At 62.0% G+C, this 16,247-nt stretch carries 17 protein-coding genes and 1 other RNA gene; 5 read left to right on the top strand and 13 right to left on the bottom strand.

Annotated features, from left to right (window positions below; translation table 11 throughout):
• Positions 1-235: 235 nt before the first annotated feature.
• The 5 genes from rnpB to J5Y06_RS11185 form a co-directional block, all read right to left on the bottom strand.
• Positions 236-659, bottom strand: an RNA gene (gene rnpB, locus J5Y06_RS11165) — RNase P RNA component class A.
• Positions 660-707: 48 nt separating this feature from the next.
• Positions 708-1,415 carry a lytic transglycosylase domain-containing protein gene (locus J5Y06_RS11170; RefSeq protein ID WP_209335245.1) on the bottom strand — a complete coding sequence of 236 codons (708 nt, stop codon included), beginning with the start codon at positions 1,413-1,415 and terminating at the stop codon, positions 708-710.
• A 176-nt stretch (positions 1,416-1,591) separates the two neighbouring features.
• The gene (locus J5Y06_RS11175) at positions 1,592-2,347 is read right to left on the bottom strand and encodes an N-acetylmuramoyl-L-alanine amidase (protein ID WP_209335542.1); all 756 of its coding nucleotides are present in this window, start codon (positions 2,345-2,347) and stop codon (positions 1,592-1,594) included.
• Complete coding sequence (locus J5Y06_RS11180) at positions 2,344-3,066, bottom strand: J domain-containing protein (RefSeq protein WP_209335246.1); 723 nt, start codon at positions 3,064-3,066, stop codon at positions 2,344-2,346. Before J5Y06_RS11180 ends, J5Y06_RS11175 begins: the two co-directional genes overlap by 4 nt.
• Before the next feature lie 88 nt (positions 3,067-3,154).
• Entirely contained in the window at positions 3,155-4,531 is a 1,377-nt protein-coding gene (locus tag J5Y06_RS11185) for a serine hydrolase domain-containing protein (RefSeq protein ID WP_209335247.1), read from the bottom strand.
• A 207-nt stretch (positions 4,532-4,738) separates the two neighbouring features.
• Between J5Y06_RS11185 and J5Y06_RS11190 the strand changes: the two genes are divergently transcribed.
• Positions 4,739-5,557, top strand: coding sequence for a glycoside hydrolase family 25 protein (locus tag J5Y06_RS11190; RefSeq protein WP_209335543.1), 819 nt, complete (start codon positions 4,739-4,741; stop codon positions 5,555-5,557).
• A 2-nt stretch (positions 5,558-5,559) separates the two neighbouring features.
• Here J5Y06_RS11190 and J5Y06_RS11195 read toward each other — a convergent pair whose 3' ends face one another.
• The 3 genes from J5Y06_RS11195 to J5Y06_RS11205 all read right to left on the bottom strand — a co-directional run bounded on the left by J5Y06_RS11195 (position 5,560) and on the right by J5Y06_RS11205 (position 8,777).
• Positions 5,560-6,780, bottom strand: a complete 1,221-nt coding sequence (locus J5Y06_RS11195) for an alanine racemase (RefSeq protein WP_209335248.1) — start codon at positions 6,778-6,780, stop codon at positions 5,560-5,562.
• A 69-nt stretch (positions 6,781-6,849) separates the two neighbouring features.
• On the bottom strand, positions 6,850-7,773 hold the full coding sequence (gene metF, locus J5Y06_RS11200) for a methylenetetrahydrofolate reductase [NAD(P)H] (protein ID WP_209335249.1): 924 nt from the start codon (positions 7,771-7,773) through the stop codon (positions 6,850-6,852).
• A complete protein-coding gene (locus J5Y06_RS11205; RefSeq protein ID WP_209335250.1) occupies positions 7,773-8,777 on the bottom strand; it encodes an ArsR/SmtB family transcription factor in 1,005 nt (334 codons plus the stop codon). The genes metF and J5Y06_RS11205 overlap by 1 nt, the downstream gene beginning before the upstream one ends.
• 116 nt (positions 8,778-8,893) lie before the next feature.
• Here J5Y06_RS11205 and J5Y06_RS11210 point away from each other — a divergent pair, with 116 nt between their 5' ends.
• Positions 8,894-9,208 (top strand): DUF2293 domain-containing protein, encoded by a 315-nt coding sequence (locus tag J5Y06_RS11210; RefSeq protein ID WP_209335251.1) that lies wholly within the window; start codon positions 8,894-8,896, stop codon positions 9,206-9,208.
• Here the strand turns inward: J5Y06_RS11210 and J5Y06_RS11215 are convergent, their stop codons facing one another.
• The 5 genes from J5Y06_RS11215 to ettA all read right to left on the bottom strand — a co-directional run bounded on the left by J5Y06_RS11215 (position 9,209) and on the right by ettA (position 13,873).
• Positions 9,209-9,820 (bottom strand): MOSC domain-containing protein, encoded by a 612-nt coding sequence (locus J5Y06_RS11215; RefSeq protein ID WP_209335252.1) that lies wholly within the window; start codon positions 9,818-9,820, stop codon positions 9,209-9,211. It abuts the gene before it with no gap.
• Between the two features lie 12 nt (positions 9,821-9,832).
• Positions 9,833-10,954, bottom strand: coding sequence for a beta-ketoacyl-ACP synthase III (locus J5Y06_RS11220; protein WP_209335253.1), 1,122 nt, complete (start codon positions 10,952-10,954; stop codon positions 9,833-9,835).
• Between the two features lie 98 nt (positions 10,955-11,052).
• Complete coding sequence (locus J5Y06_RS11225) at positions 11,053-11,391, bottom strand: hypothetical protein (protein WP_209335254.1); 339 nt, start codon at positions 11,389-11,391, stop codon at positions 11,053-11,055.
• A 60-nt stretch (positions 11,392-11,451) separates the two neighbouring features.
• On the bottom strand, positions 11,452-12,222 hold the full coding sequence (gene tam / locus J5Y06_RS11230) for a trans-aconitate 2-methyltransferase (protein ID WP_209335255.1): 771 nt from the start codon (positions 12,220-12,222) through the stop codon (positions 11,452-11,454).
• A gap of 1 nt (position 12,223) precedes the next feature.
• Positions 12,224-13,873 (bottom strand): energy-dependent translational throttle protein EttA, encoded by a 1,650-nt coding sequence (gene ettA, locus J5Y06_RS11235; RefSeq protein ID WP_209335256.1) that lies wholly within the window; start codon positions 13,871-13,873, stop codon positions 12,224-12,226.
• A gap of 182 nt (positions 13,874-14,055) precedes the next feature.
• Between ettA and J5Y06_RS11240 the strand changes: the two genes are divergently transcribed.
• From J5Y06_RS11240 to J5Y06_RS11250, 3 genes are all read left to right on the top strand, one after another.
• A complete protein-coding gene (locus tag J5Y06_RS11240) occupies positions 14,056-14,967 on the top strand; it encodes an alpha/beta fold hydrolase (RefSeq protein ID WP_209335257.1) in 912 nt (303 codons plus the stop codon).
• A gap of 131 nt (positions 14,968-15,098) precedes the next feature.
• Positions 15,099-15,836, top strand: a complete 738-nt coding sequence (locus J5Y06_RS11245; RefSeq protein WP_245247783.1) for a glycosyltransferase family 2 protein — start codon at positions 15,099-15,101, stop codon at positions 15,834-15,836.
• Entirely contained in the window at positions 15,833-16,165 is a 333-nt protein-coding gene (locus J5Y06_RS11250) for a lipid-A-disaccharide synthase N-terminal domain-containing protein (protein WP_209335258.1), read from the top strand. Before J5Y06_RS11245 ends, J5Y06_RS11250 begins: the two co-directional genes overlap by 4 nt.
• The last annotated feature ends 82 nt before the right edge of the window (positions 16,166-16,247 follow it).

A 16,247-nucleotide genomic window follows, 5' to 3' on the forward strand; every position in this document is an offset into this window, starting at 1 on the left:
CAACGAACGAAACTGCATTTTTGGGATACCATGGGCCCCTATGGGCGTCAATGGGAACAGGTGGTTTTAGCTGGTCTGTGGCTGGGATCGCGCGGTGCCTCAGGATCATCTGCTGATCCCCGATTATTCCGCTTTATGGCTAACAAACCGTTGCCAAATCCTTGAAAGGGGTCGCGCGGAAGCCGCCGCCTTTGCTGAAGCAACGCGGGACAAGCATCATCGTCAAAGGGGAAAAAGTGCCAGCCGGCCTATAAGCCGGGTTCTGTATGGCCCCTGCCCGCAGGCAGAAACGTGGCGGCCATTCTTCTTGGGCGGGCATTGCTGCACGCCTCACGCAACCTACCCGGATGACAAGGCTGGAAACTGCCCCGAAGGTTGCCCTTCGCGCCATCCCTATTCGGTTTTGCTCCCGGCGGGGTTTGCCGTGCCGACCCTGTTACCAGGCTCGCGGTGGGCTCTTACCCCACCCTTTCACCCTTGCCCCGCCAGCCAAGCGGCCGATGGTGCGGTCGCTTGGCAGGCGGGGCGGTTTGCTTTCTGTGGCACTTTCCCTGGGGTTGCCCCCGCCGGCCGTTAGCCGGCGCCGTGTTTCCTGGAGCCCGGACTTTCCTCAATCGCGGCCTTTCGGCACCTGCGACTGCGGCCGCCCAGCCAGCTGGCCGGGCCATAAAGGCCGAGGCCACGGCAAAAGCAAGGGCCGTTTTGTATCAGGCGCCGCTGAGAATGCGCTTCACCTTGGCGCAGTATGCGGCGGAGATCGGGTTCATGCGCTTGGCGCCATGGCCGGCATTGTATTTCAGGATCGTGCCGCAGGTGCTGCCACCACCAAGATCATGAGCCTTGGCGAGATACTTCATGCCCCACTTGATATTGGTATCGGGGTCATAAAGGCCCTTGGCGCTGCCGGTGTAGCCCAGCATGCGAGCTGTGGCCGGCTTGATCTGCATCAGGCCGATTTCCCCAGCGCTGCCACGCGCGTCGGCGCGGTAGTTGCTTTCAACGCTGATCACCGCATGGGCAAGGCTGACGGGCACGCCGTAGCTCGCTGCATAACGCGACACGATGGTGGTATACTTCGCACCACCAGCCACCTTTGCGGTCTTTGTGGGAGCGCTGGCACCTTCGATCTTCACCGGCTTGACGCCTGGCAAGGCGGTGAACTTCTTCTCGCTGGAGCGCTCAATGGCGGTCAACGCAGGCCTGTGCGCAGCCGGCTTTGCTCGTGCCACCACGAGTTCTGGGCGCTGGGCTTCCTTGCCGATCGAGCCGGTTTCGACTGTGTCCACCTTCGCTTCTTTTTTGGCCTGTGCAGCCTTTTCGAAGAAATCCGCGCCTTCAGCCGCAGCTGGGTTGAGCGAGGCAAAAGTTGTCACCCCGGCGGCCACGGCCACCGCTAAAACGGTCCTGATTGTCATCGAAGCCTATTCTGTCTTTGATGCCGATCCCAAGCGGGATTGACCTACACTGCACTGGCCGGCGGGGTCACAGCTCAAGCCGCCGACGTCGAACGAGGCGTGCAATGCCGGGGAAAGTTGCACCAAAAATGGTCGCGCCAATCACGTTGGCGCATCTTTTGTAACATTGCGTGATTTCAGGAGACTTGTGTCGGCGGGCGGCTGCCCAGCAAGTTCTGAATGACGGCAAGAACAGCAGGGTCGACCCGGCCATCAATGCGCGCTGGCATGAAATGGCGCTGGAACGCTTCCACCACGACGCGTGTCTGCTCGTCTTCCACTCCGGTGGGTTCGATCCCGTAGCCCCAGAAAGCCAGCGCCTGCTGCGTTTGAAGCACCAGATCAGGCCCGCACGGTTTCGCTTCCGATAAAGGACCAGAGGGGGCCGCAAGGCCGACCCCGGCCGCCTCCAAACGCGACCACGGAAATTTCTCGCCCGGGTCAATCTTGCGCCCGGGAGCCACATCGGAATGGGCCAGAATCCGCACCGGAGCGACCCCGTGACGTGTCGCAATGTCGCGGCACAAGCGGATCACAGCCTCGATCTGCGGTTCCGGGAAATCGCAGTAGCCGAGCGCGTGACCGGGATTAACGATCTCGATTCCAACGGAATGGGAATTGATGTCGTTGATCCCTGCCCAGAAGCTCTTACCGGCATGCCATGCGCGATCCGCTTCGCGCACCATCTGCACCACGGCGCCATCCTCGTACACAAGGTAGTGTGACGACACCTGGCTTTCGGGTGCGCAGAGCCGGTCTTCGGCCGCCTCCCCGGTGGCCATCCCGGTGTAATGGAGGATGATCATGTCCGGCGCGGTGCAGCCGAGCCGTTCGCCATGATTGGGCGACGGGCGCACGCGAGCAGCGCGAAAGTCCGGCTCAAACATGGTCAGGCCAGGACCCGGCTGCGCTCGATCGCTTCATAGGCCGCATTAATGGCGGCGAGCCGGCTCGTGGCGATGGCGATCAGATCAGCCGGCATGCCGCGTGCAATGAGGCGGTCGGGATGGTTTTCCGCCACAAGCGACCGGTACCGCTTCCGGACCTGCTCGAACGCGGCGTCCGGGGCGAGATCAAGAACAGCATAGGGATCCCAATCGGAAGCTTGCGCATGGCGCGCCAGAACCCGCTTGAAATGCACCTCGTCGATCCGGAAGATCTCGGCGATGCGCTGGAGATACGCGATTTCACGTTCATGCACATGGCCGTCCGCCTCGGCGATGAAGAACAGGCCATCAAGGATATCCTCGAGAAGCAGGCAGTTTTCGTCGCCGCTGCCGCACAACCCGGCGAGCTGGGTAGCATAGGCTTCAAAGCCGGCGGTGTCCTGCTGCGCAAGCTGGTAAAGACGTTGCACGTTGCGCATTTCGCCATCCGGCACCTCGAAGATGTCATGGAAAGCGCGCACCTCATCCTGCGTCACCACGCCGTCCGCCCGCGCCATCTTGGCGGACAGAGCGATCATGGCCACGGAAAAGCCGACGCGCTTGCGCAGTTCTGGATCACCCCGAAAGGTGGTGCGGATCGCCTCGATCACCGCTGAAAAGCCGGACAAGCTTCGCGAAGGCAGGGAAGAAAGCATCGCGCCGATGCGCGACCAAATTGAATCCATGTTGAACCCTGCAGTTTCTGGCCTTGCTTCACCTAGTCACGTCAACAGGTCTAGGCAACCTGCGTGCGCCGGGACAGTCAACGCTATCCTACTCCACCGCATCAAGGGCTGCCCGCACAAGCCGCTGGGTGGCATAGCGAGCGGACCAGGGTGTCAGCCCGAGCCGCAAAACGATCGCGCGCTCAGAAGGGATCACGGCCATCGACTGTCCATCATGGCCGAGCAGCCAGAACGTGTCGTCCGGCAGTCCCGCAGCGCGATCACGATCGGCCCCGTCGCGGCCACCGTCCGGCCCTTCCAGCCAGAGCTGTCCCCGACCGTAGGTTCCACCACTCGCCGGCGCTTCTTCCCGCATCCAGGCGGCGAAGCCAGCAGGTAGGATCTGACGGCCGCGCCATTCTCCATCCTGCAGCAGCAACTGGCCGAAGCGCGCCCAATCGCGGGCTGTTGCATAAAGATAAGATGAGCCGACAAAGGTCCCGCTCCGATCCACTTCCAGAACGGCACTGGTCATGCCAAGTGGGCCGAACAAGGCTTGTTGCGGCAGAAACATCGCACGATCCGCGGCCGCGTCTTGCCACAGGCGAGACAGCAAGACGGCCGTGCCACTCGAGTACCGGAAGGTGCTGCCGGCCGGGCTTTCAAGCGGCGAAGTGACCGCGAAGCCCGCCATGTCGGGCTCCAGGAACAGCATGCGGGTGACGTCCGTCACGCTGCCATAATCTTCGTTGAAGGCAAGCCCGCTCGACATGCCCATGAGGTCCACGAGGCGGATCTCGCGCCGATCGTCGCCGCGCCAGGCATCAAACAGGTTCTGCTGATCGAGCGACAAAAGCCCCTGACCTGCCGCAATCCCGATCAAGGCCGCGTTGACCGTCTTTGTCATCGACCAGCCGAGCAAGGGTGTTTCGGCGCCGAACCCATCGCCGTAGCGCTCCCCAACGATGCGCCCGCCTTTCACAACAACAACGGCGCGCATGCCCGGGCCGGTCAGGGCGGCATCGTCGAGCACCGCTTCAAGCCTCGCATTCTTAGCTGCCACGGGTTCGTTCCCTTCAGGCCAGGGAGCCGCAGGAGCAGTGGCAGCTTGAACCGGGTAGGGAGAGCGCGGAAAGCTTGCGAAGTCTCCTGACGGCACGGAGGTGCAGCCGAGGCCCGGTCGGTGGAGCGCATAGCCGCGCCCGAACAGCCCGAACAGGCCGGCCGAAACGGTGCCGGCTTCGCGGTCGACATGGAGGCGCATCAGGCGCAGCAGCGGGTGTCCAGGCGCCTGAACGTCGAGCCGCAGGATCTCTTGCGGGTCACGCCCGGCAATAAAGACGTTGGAACAAACGATCTTGGCTGCGTAGTTGCCGCCGACGCGAATGAGATCCGGCGGCGCGATCGCGAGCCACGCAGCCAAACCGATCACAGCAGCCACAAGCACGGCTGCAACGCCGGCAACAATCTTCCAAACCATCCGCATCGGTTTCACTGCACCCCCACGAGTCGGCACCTTGCTACAAGATGCGCATGACACCCTGTTTGTCGTTGGAAAAAAGTTGCGGCTTGCTCGTGGCACGAGAACGAGGCAAACCGGAAACGCAGCATCGCAATCTTTTGGTTACCATCTTCACGCATTGATCAACGGGACTGGATGGAGAACTGCGCCTTGGCTTCCAAGCGAACGATCCTGCGGGGGGTTGCCGCCGCCCTGACCCTCGGCCTTCTCGCCGGCTGCACCAGCGTCAGCTACGACTTTGCAGACGTGAAGCCCACCTCGTCCACCACAACCACCACGCGCTACCAAAGCGGCGCCGCTTACCCGCGCTTCGATGATCGCAAGCCGCACCCGTGGGAAAAGGCGCTGAGCCCTGTGTCCTATGCCGTCCACGGCACTGACGTATCGAAGTACCAGACTAAGGTTGACTGGCACAGCGCGCGCGACAACGGGATCTCGTTCGCCTTCATCAAGGCAACGGAAGGCGGCGACCGCGTCGATCCAATGTTTGCCGAACATTGGCGCGCCGCCCGCCAAGCGGGGATCCCCCACTCCGCCTACCATTTCTATTACTTCTGCCGCTCGGCCGAAGACCAGGCTGACTGGTTCATCCGCAACGTTCCGCGGGAGGCCAATGCGCTGCCGCCGGTGCTGGACATGGAATGGAACCACATGTCGCCCTCCTGCAAGAAGCGTCCGCCAGCCAACGTGGTGCAGGCCGAAATGCGCATCTTCCTCGAAAAGCTGACGCGCCATTACGGCAAGAGGCCGATCATCTACACGTCCATCGACTTCTACAGGGACAATCGCCTGCAGAATTTCGAGGGCTATGACTGGTGGCTGCGCTCCGTGTCAGCCCATCCACATGTGCGATACGGCACGAAGGACTTTCTGTTCTGGCAGTATACCGGCACCGGCAAGGTTCCGGGAATCCGCGGCGATGCCGACATCAACGTGTTCAACGGCACGCAGAAGGAATGGCGTGCCTGGCTGGCCAAGCATACGGGCTGAGCCTAGTCAGCCATCGTTTCCAAACTGGCAAAGCCCTGCGGTGTGTCACCCTCGTCGAAGGGTGTCGTCACCTCAACGAAGGTATCGGGATAGAAGCCATTGAAGCGGGTGCGAAGCGACAGCGAATAAGCGCCGATATGGCCGATCTCGATCCAGTCGCCGGTGTCCACGGTTTCAGGCAGCCAGAACGGGCGCGACAGGATGTCGACGGAGTCGCAGGTCGCGCCACAGACCTTGAACGGCACGATCTTGTTTTCGTCGCCGTTGCGCTGGCGGATGGCCGGATCAGGAATGAAGCGCGCGGGTAGCGTGATCTTGCCGGTCCAGGAATCCGACAACGAGGCCCAGATCCCGTCGTTGATGTAAAGCCGCTTGCCCTTGCGCAAGAGCACCCGCACGATCAGCGAAAAGGCCCTGGCAACGATCACCCGCCCCGGTTCGGCGACCAAAGGCAGATCGGAAAAGCCCCATTCGTCGATATCGCCGCGCAAGCGCGACATGATCTGGCCGAGCGAAGGAAGGTCCGGCGTTTTCCGGTTGGGGTCGTGGCCGTATTCCGCCGGAAAGCCGCCACCGACATCCAGCCCAACCAGCGGCACGGCCGCTCGATTGCGCACCCAGTCGGCCGAAGCAAGCGCACGCTCGTAGGTTTCCGGGTCTTCGATCTGGCTGCCAACATGGAAACAGATGCCGACTTTGTAGCCGGTGCGATGAAGGCGCTGCAGCAGTTCCACCGCATGAGCGGCACCGGCGCCAAACTTCTTCGACAATTCGTAAGCCGCATGTCCCTTTGTCTGGATGCGGACGAACACGGTCATCGCGCCCGGATCAATGTCGAGCGCCCGGACGATCTTGTTGATCTTGTTGATTTCGTCCTCGTGGTCCACCACGGTGACGCGAATGCCGTAGGTTTCCAGCGCAAGGCGAATGTCGGACTGCGCCTTGATCGGATGCATGTAAAGCATCTCGGCGTTTGGCGCGACGTTGCGCACCGCCTTGAACTCGGCGGGCGAAGCCACGTCGAAAACCTCAATCCCGGCTTCCGCAAGGGCCCTCAGAACGAGTTCCTCGCCGTTGGTCTTCACCGCATAGGCCGTGCGCCCCGGAAACATTTCCATGAACTGGCGCGCGTCGGCCTTGAGCACGCTCGGGTGGAAGCAATAGACCGGGTCATCCGGCCGCAAGCTCAGCGCGGCTTCGCGTGCGGTGTTGAAACGCTGCATGAGCATCCTTTCCAGGCGGGTTGCCGCCTTAGCTAGGGCGCCAAGTCGGAAAAAGGAGCCTTTTGAGGCCTACGCCGCTGCGGGCGTTCTGGTCTTGCCCTCGTGTTCAAGCGGGCGAATGCCGATCATGTGGCAGATCGCGAACACGAGGTCCGCGCGGTTCATCGTATAGAAATGGAACTCCTCGATGCCGCGCTCGATCAGGTCCTGCACCTGCTCGGCGGCAACAGCCGCCGAAACAAGGGCGTGAGTTTGAGGATCATGCTCCAGCCCGTCGAACCGGCGGGCGAGCCAGCCGGGGATCGTGGCGCCGGTTCGCCCGGCGAAGTTCGCTACCTGGCTGAAGTTGTGGATCGGCAAGATGCCGGGCACGATCGGCACATAGATGCCGGCGCGACGAACCCGCTCGACGTATCGCTCATAAGCGTCGTTTTCGAAGAAGAACTGCGTCAGTGCTCGCACGGCGCCGTTGTCGACCTTGCGCTTCAGCATGTCGATATCGGTGGCAAAGTCGGCACTTTCAGGATGCTTTTCCGGGTATGCGGAAACGGACACGTCGAAGTTGCCCTGCCGAGACAGGGCGGCCGTCAGATCAGCGCCGTTGGTGTAGCCCTCAGGATGCGGAGCATAGGCGGCACCGACACCTTGCGCAGGATCGCCCCGGAGCGCAACGAAGCGCGTGACCCCCGCCGCGGCGAAGCTCGCGATCACCGCGTCGGTTTCTTCCCGCGAAGCACCAACGCAGGTGAGATGGGCTGCCGGGGGAAGCGATGTTTCGCGCGCGATCCGCGAAACGGTTCGAAGCGTGCGGTCGCGTGTCGAGCCACCCGCACCGTAGGTCACCGAAACGAAATGCGGGTTCAGCGGCTCAAGGCGCAGAACCGTATCCCAGAGACGACGCTCCATCTCGTCGGTTTTCGGCGGAAAGAACTCGAAGGACACGCGCAAGCGTGTGCCGAGATCGGGACGGCGCGAAAGGCGGTGCACGGTCATCAGGCGGTCTCTCTTGCTGGAGTGACGTTCGTGTCGGCAATGAGCAGGCGGCGATCGCGGCCGAGCCACAGCTTGACCGTAAGCCCCTCCCCCTCGCTTTCTGGCGCGAAGCTCAGGGTTTCCTCGAGGTCGAGTGACGCCTCGCGCAGCCAGTCCTCGATCAGCCGATCTGCAAAGCCGAGGCGGACATGCGCATGGTCTTCCCGCAGGAATTCGAGGTCGTGCTGGGCAAAGTCCACGATCACCAGTCGCCCGGCTGGCCGCAGCAGCTTGGCTGCTTCGCCGATCGCCGATGCGGGATCATCCAGGTAGTGCAGCACCTGGTGCATGGTGACGAGATCAAAGGCTTCCCGGTCGACAGGCGGCGCATACACGTCACCCTGCCGGACCTGCGCGTTGGTGACCCCGGCCTTTTCCAGATTGGCACGGGCAACGGAAAGCATTTCCCGCGACATGTCGATGCCGACGCCACGCCGATAGATCGGCGCAAAGAGCTCCAGCAGCCGCCCGGTACCGGTGCCAAGATCCGCCATCGCCTGGATCGGACGATCGCCGATTAGCGTCTTGAGCGCCGCTTCCACGGCTTTGTCCGGCACATGCAGGGAGCGGATCTGATCCCAACTGGACGCGTTGGCGCGGAAATAATTGGCGGCTTTTGCCTGCCGTTTTTGCCGAACGGCGAACAGCCGTTCGGTATCCCGTTCAACCAGCGGATCATCGTCCGCAATGCGTGCAAGGAGACCGAGTATCAACTCGCGAGCACCCTCGCCTTCCGCCAAGCGGAAGTAAGCCCACGAGCCTTCCTGATAGCGATCCACCAAGCCGGCTTCCTGCAGCAGCTTGAGGTGACGCGACACGCGCGGCTGGGACTGGTTGAGGATGGCCGTCAGGTCGCTCACGGTCAGGTCGCCCGACGCAAGCAAAAACAGGATCCTCAGGCGGCTGGATTCGGCGGCCGCCTTCAAGGTATCCACCAGGGACAGGAGTTCTGTTTTGCCGGTCATCGCCCTGCCGCCAAGCCACACATAAAGATATGTTTATGTGATATTCACGAGCGGCGCAACGGGCTTGATGAACAAATGCGACGACCGAGCTTCAACGGCTGGAAGGGATGCAAGGAATGGCGCGGGCAACAGGCCGGCAGAAGGCAATCGCCAAGGCGCTGACGCTCCTGCTTCCGGGGGCTCCTTACGCTGACATGGAAGCCATCCGCGCTGAGGCTTCCGAGCGCAGGATGGCTGACCTTCCGCCTTCTATTGCAGTCTGGCTGACGACCGTGGCTCATGTCCGCCACCAGCATACGGACTACCACCAGCTGCTGGACGAAGGATACGACCGCGACGCGGCCCGCTTCTTCGTGATCGATCAAACGAACGAAGTGCTGACGACCTGGCGCGCCACTAGGCTTCTTGATCCGGATGACAGCGACGCCTGATCAGTAGATCCACTGCTCCGGCAGGCGCAGCGACACCGTTTCGCCGTTTCCAATCACGCCGGGCTTTTCAACCCAAGCAACAAGGCCGCGCAGGCGCTTGGCGACCTTCGGGAATAGCAGCGACGCGGTGACGGCGTTGCTTGTGCCGGAATGATGGGCAATGGAGCGGCCCGCTTCCATGCAAGGCCCGTTCTGCGAATCCACCTTGAGCGTCACGCCGCCCTCGAAGAACATCAGCGTGCCCGCCGGCAGCATGGATAAGTGGGGCACGTCGGCGATGGCGAGATTGGCGCCGATCCATTCGGCGCGCACCTCCGGCAATTCCATCTGACGCGCGATCTCCGTCAGTTCATCCGGCGCGACGATCGACAGCTGGCGTTCGTTGCGGATCTCCGTGCCGCGCTTGTACCAGGGCTCGCGGCCGCCCGACTGACGCGTCAGGCCCTCATGATAATCGCCTTCGATGCCCGGAAAGCCAAGATGGAGCGCCTCAACCGGCTCCGTGACGAAGTCTCGTCCCTTGGCAGCAAAGGTGCCGCTAACCCGTCCCTGCAGCTTGCGAGCCGGAGCAATGCGGAAATCATAGAGGGTGCGGGGAAAGAGATCATCCATGCTGTGAACCGCTTACATCATCCTCAAGAGCGCGCCGCCGATCGAGTAGCCGGCCCCGAAGGCACAGATCAGACCATAGTCGCCCGCCTTGAGATCGCCGTGGTTCATTTCGAATGCCACCATGACGCCGGCAGAGGCCGTGTTGCCAAGCTCGTCCAGGATAATCGGCGCGCGGTCATGATCGACATCATGGCCAAAGGTCATGCGCAGGATCATGCCGTTCATGCGTGCGTTGGCCTGGTGCAGCCAGAAGCGGCGGATGTGTTCGGGTGTTTGGCCGTTGTCCCGCAGGAAGTCGAGAATGAACTCATGCCCGGCATGCGTCACTTCCTTGAACACCTTGTTGCCGAGCTGCGTGATCATCAGCCCTTCCATGTCGACCACCCGCGGATTCGCCTGGTGAAGCCGCGCGAGGTATCCGAAATTCGAACGGATGTTGCTGGAAAACTGGGTCCAAAGGCGGGTGTCTAGCACCTCGAAGCGGCCGGCGCGTTGCTCATCGTCTTCCATCGCCTCAACGAGCAGCGAAACGGACGCATCGCCGAAGATGAAATGCGTTTGCCGATCCCGGTAGTTCAGGTGCCCGGTGATGAGTTCCGGCGTGCAAACCAGCACGCGTTTCTGCGCACCTGTGCGCACGAGGTTGAAGGCCGTGTGCAGCCCGGCGGATGCCGACGAGCAGCCAAGGCTGATGTCGAGGGCGGACCCGCTTGTGCCCAGCGCCTGCTGAATCTCGATGCCCATGGCCGGATACATGCGCTGAAGGTGTGACGTGGCACAAATCACCATGTCCACATCGCCGGCAGCGACGCCGGCGTCATCCAGCGCCTTTCGCGCCGACTGCGCCCCGAACTCTGCCTGCACGGAAATCTCGTGATCTTCCCGGTATGGCACGATGGGCGCCATGCGCTCCACATCCAGAACTCCATCCGGATAGCGCACCCGGCGCGCCCGGATACCGGACGCGTGTTCTATGAACGCGCTGCTGGAGCCCTGCAGTGGCTCCTGCCCTTCTGCCAGGCGACGCGGGTTTTCGCGGGCAATCCATTCATTGAAGGTGGCAACAAGTTCATCATTGCTGATGGACGTATCCGGAAGTTGCACCCCGAGCCCACTGATCACCACACGCTTCATAACTGTCCTGCGTTCTCTTCGGAGGGTCGGCCAAGCACGCCGGGTCCGCCTCGAAACATTTCACGTAGCACTAATAAAACGACGGATGAACCACAGCTTCACCACGCGCAGATTTTTGTTTCCGTCTCGTTGTTGCGCCAGCAGGCGGCGTCATCGCTCTGGCGGAGATACAAGCCTGGCAAGGCCACATCTCGGTCGCCGAAATTGGCGGAACCCGACGCTACGCCGGGACTGTCGATCCAAAGCGAGAAGGTCGGTTTTCCTTCCGCCGAGATCTGAAAACTGCCTTTCGCATCGAGGGTCTCGAACGCGCAGGAATATGTCCCGTCGTCGGTGGTGAAGCAGCGCGCCGGCTTGGCTTCAGCGATCGAAGCGGAGCCGAGGGCCAAAAGAAGGCCCAGTGCAACTCCGCCTGGATAAAGAAGCTTTGGCACCATCTTCAAGAACTCCGGGGACGGGAACAGGTGCACGTCGACTCGGGCGACGAACGAGACCTTCTAGCCTTTTCGCGCAACCAAAAACAGGCGCGGAAAATGTAGGAGCCGGGAGCCGTCGGCCAAGGGCGGATAAGCTTCGGCGACCGCAGCCTCGTACGCCTCGAGAAAGCGTTGTTGCTCCCCTTCATCGAGCGGTGCAAGAAAGGGCCGCAAGCCGGTGCTCTTCACCCACTCAACGATTGCTGCCGCGTCTTTCATGGGGTGGTTGTAGATCGTATGCCACGCGTCCACCGCAGCGCCCGCAGCCGACAAGGCGTCGACATAGGTCGTAACCGGCGGCAGCGGCTCGCGCGCAGCGCCAGCCAGCTTGTCCGCGAAGGGCATGGCGGCTGCCGTTTGGGACATCAGGCGGTGCGTGGGTTCAGCCAGATTGTCCGGCATCTGCACAGCAAGCACCGCACCTGTTTTCACGGTCCTGACGTACTGGGCCAAAACCTCGATATGGTCCGGCAGCCATTGGAAGACGGCATTGGCGAACAGGAGATCCGTGTCCGGCTCCGGCGTCCATTCACCAGCATCGGCCTGAAAGAAGCGGACCTGCGGCAGGCGCTTGCGTGCTTCCGCCAGCATGGCGGGCGACGTGTCGAACCCGCTCACCTCTGCGTTTGGCCAGCGTGCAACAAGCAGTTCCGTGGAGTTGCCAGGCCCGCAGCCGATGTCCACAACCTTGCGAACATCAGTCAAGGGTAGCTGGGCCAGAAGATCGCGCGCTGGCCGCGTCCGCTCATCCGCGTAAAGCAGATACTGTGACGCGGACCAGTCGCTGGTCATTCTAGCGGGTCAGCCGCTTGTAGGTGACGCGGCTCGGATTGACCGCTTCCGGTCCAAGCCGGCGTACCTTGTCCTTCTCATATTCCTCGAAGTTGCCTTCGAACCACTCGACATGGCTGTCGCCTTCGAAGGCGAGCATGTGGGTCGCCATGCGATCCAGGAACATGCGATCGTGGCTGATGATCACCGCGCAACCGGCATAGGCTTCCAGCGCATCCTCGAGCGCACCCAGCGTTTCGGTATCGAGATCGTTCGTGGGTTCGTCGAGCAGCAGGACGTTGCCGCCGTTCTTCAGCATCTTCGCCAAGTGGACGCGGTTACGCTGACCACCCGAAAGGTTGCCGACCTTTTGCTGCTGGTCGCCGCCGCGGAAGTTGAAGGACGAACAGTAGGCGCGCGAGTTTACTTCGTGCTTGCCGAGCTTGATGACCTCGGCTCCGCCTGAGATTTCCTCCCAAACGGTCTTGTTCGGATCAAGCGCGTCGCGGCTCTGGTCGACATAGCCGAGCTTCACGGTTTCGCCGACTCGGATGGTGCCGTCATCCGGCGTTTCCTGACCCGTGATCATCTTGAACAGCGTGGTCTTGCCAGCACCGTTGGGTCCGATCACGCCAACAATGCCGCCAGGCGGCAGGCGGAACGACAGATCTTCGATCAGCATGCGGTCGCCAAAACTCTTGTCGACGTCGTTGACCTCGATCACCACCTGACCGAGACGCTCGCCGGCCGGGATGACGATCTGCGTATCCGTTGGCTTGCGGCTGTCGGCCTGTTCCACCAGATCCTCGTAGGCCTTGATGCGGGCCTTGGACTTGGCCTGGCGGGCTTTCGGCGAAGACCCGATCCACTCGCGCTCGCGCCAGATCGCCTTCTTACGGGCATCGTCTTCACGACCTTCCTGGATCAGGCGCTTGGCCTTGGCGTCGAGATACTTGGTGTAGTTGCCCTCATAAGGGATGCCGCGACCACGATCGAGCTCGAGGATCCAGCCGGTGACATTGTCGAGGAAGTAGCGATCGTGGGTGATGATCATAACGGCGCCGGCATAAGCGCGCAGGTGCTTTTCGAGCCAGGCGGTGGTTTCCGCGTCCAGATGGTTGGTAGGCTCGTCGAGCAGCAAAAGGTCAGGCTGCTGGAGAAGAAGGCGGCACAAGGCAACGCGACGGCGCTCGCCACCCGATAGGTTGGTGACATCGGCATCCGACGGCGGGCAGCGCAGGGCTTCCATCGCCATTTCGACCTGCTGCTCGAGATCCCAAAGGTTCTGCGCGTCGATGATGTCCTGCAACTTGGCCGCTTCGTCGGCGGTTTCGTCCGAGTAGTTCAACATCAGTTCGTTGTAGCGGTCGATGATCGCCGTCTTCTTGGCAACGCCTTCCATGACGTTGCCCTTGACATTGAGCTGAGGGTCGAGCTCGGGCTCCTGCGCGAGGTACCCGACGGTCGCGCCTTCAGCGAGCCATGCTTCGCCGGTCCAATCCTTGTCGAGACCGGCCATGATCTTGAGCACGGTCGACTTGCCCGCGCCGTTCGGCCCGAGAATGCCGATCTTGGCATCCGGGTAGAAGGAAAGGTGGAGGTTCTCGAGCACCTTCTTGGTGCCATAAGCCTTGGTGAGGCCGGACATGTGGTAAATGAACTGGCGAGCCATCGCGCGCGTTTTCCAATCCAGTGAGTGCGGTGAGTTGGGCGTTCTTTAAGCGAAACCAGCCAAGGGAGCAATGCGGCTGGCGTGCATCGAATGTCCGCGGCGGATATTCGAACCAGTAACGCAGATCGCGATCTGCTAAGCTCGTCCCAAACCCCAAGGTGATGCATTTGTCGTTCGATCCCATGACCCTGCACAGCGCCACCGGCGCCGATCTTCGCCTTTACGTTAGCGAGGCTCGGGATGCCCGGGGCGTGGTGCAGATCAATCATGGTCTTGCGGAGCATGCGGCCCGCTACGAGCGCTTTGCCGCGTTCCTCGGCGGGCGGGGCTACCATGTTCTCGCGCACGACCACCGGGGGCACGGGTTCACCAAAGCCGCAGACGCACCGCGAGGCCGTTTCGCAGCAACCGAGGGTGCCGCGAAGGTGATCGAGGATGCCGCCTCCGTTCTTGACCTTGCAACGGAGCGCTGGCCGGAGGTGCCGCAGATCGTGTTCGGCCACTCCATGGGCGCCCTGGTCGCGATTGCCTTGTTGCAAAGCCGTGGCGCAGCGCTTGCGGGTGCCGCGATCTGGAACGGCCCCACTTCGGCAGGGGTCAGCTTGTATTTGGCGCGAACGCTGCTTGCCTGGGAACGGTTCAGAATGGGTTCCGATGTGCCATCGATTGTGATGCCCCGCGCCACGTTCTACGCCTGGGCCAACCAGATCCCGAACCGGCGAACGGATTTCGACTGGCTGTCCCACGACGAGGCTGAGGTTGACGCCTATGCCGCCGATCCGCTTTGCGGCTGGAACGGGTCCGTTTCCTTGTGGCTCGACCTTCTCGCGCTCACCGAAAGCGCCGCCGATCGCCAACGCTGGTTGAACGTGCCGCGCTCGATGCCGATCCAGCTCGTGAGCGGCGCAGAAGATCCTGTCACCAAAGGTGGAGCCGTGGTGGAGGCGCTGGGCAAGCGGTTGAAGCAAATGCGGTTTTCGAATCTCGAAACAACACGTTACGGGGGGACGCGCCACGAGGGCCTCAACGAGCTCAACCGCAACATCATCATGGCGGATTTCGCGAACTGGGCCGATCGGGCGCTTGGAGCCTGAGATCCCGGCGCTTGGCTTACACGCCGGCGGCCGAAAACCGGTGCACAGGGCAAGACCCGATCACGCGATGCGTGACCTTGCCGGCCAAGCGGTGCTAGAAGGCGCGACTTTTTGCCGGAACCTGCCGTTTTATGCCCGCTAGCAAAGACCTGATGCTGTCCGTGGTCATCCCCTGTCGCAATGAAGCAGAGAACCTGCCGATCCTGCTTGCCGAGATCAACGCGGCCCTGGCTGGACGCGTTTACGAAACCATCGTGGTGGACGACGGATCAACCGATCGCACTCCCCAGGTTCTTGCGCAGTTGCGCAAGGAAGCCACGACCCTGCGCCAGATCCGCCATGATCAGTCAGCCGGGCAGAGCGCCGCCGTACGATCGGGCGTGTTTGCAGCGCATGGCCAGATCATCCTCACCATCGATGGCGACGGCCAGAACGACCCGGCCTATCTCCCCGCGCTCGCAGATGCGCTGGTGAGCGGCGGCCCCGGAACCGGGATTGCCGCCGGTCAGCGGGTTCGGCGCAAGGATTCTCCCGCCAAGCAGATGGCGTCGCGCTTCGCCAACAGCCTACGGCAAACCATCCTCAAGGACCACACCACGGACACCGGGTGTGGTTTGAAGGCGCTCCATGCGGACCTCTTCAAGCAGTTACCTTTTTTCGACGGCTGGCACCGCTACCTCCCCGCCCTCGTGATCCGCGAAGGCTTCAACGTCGTGCACATCGAGGTGGTCGACAGACCGCGCCGACACGGCGTTTCCAACTACGGCATCTTCGACCGCGGCCTGCGCGGGGTGCTCGACCTGTTTGGCGTTTGGTGGCTACTGCGTCGACGCAAAAGGGTCCCGAAGGTCGCGGAAGTAAAATCATGATCGAAGCCCTGTCGCATCTCTCCACCTGGCTGCACGACACCTTCGTTGTGCAATTCGACGGCTGGATCCTGCTGGGGTTCGTCGCGCAGTTTATGTTCACCATGCGCTTCGTGGTGCAGTGGCTGGCTTCCGAGCGCGCCAAACGATCTGTGGTGCCGGTGGCCTTCTGGTCCTTTTCGCTCTTCGGTGGGGCGCTCCTCCTCGTTTACGCCATCCAGCGCCAGGATCCGGTGTTCATCGCCGGCCAGGGAATGGGGCTTTTCATCTACATCCGCAATCTGTGGCTGATCGCTGCGGAGCGGAAAACATCCATGGCCGACACCCGATAGCGCTCATCAGCAGCAAAGCTGCTGCTGCACCCTTTGCATCCCCGGCCCTCACGCTAATTTGGCCAAAACAACAGGATAAGTC

Origin of the sequence: Tianweitania sediminis (assembly GCF_017813335.1) — a bacterium.
In the GTDB taxonomy this organism is placed as follows: domain Bacteria; phylum Pseudomonadota; class Alphaproteobacteria; order Rhizobiales; family Rhizobiaceae; genus Tianweitania; species Tianweitania sediminis.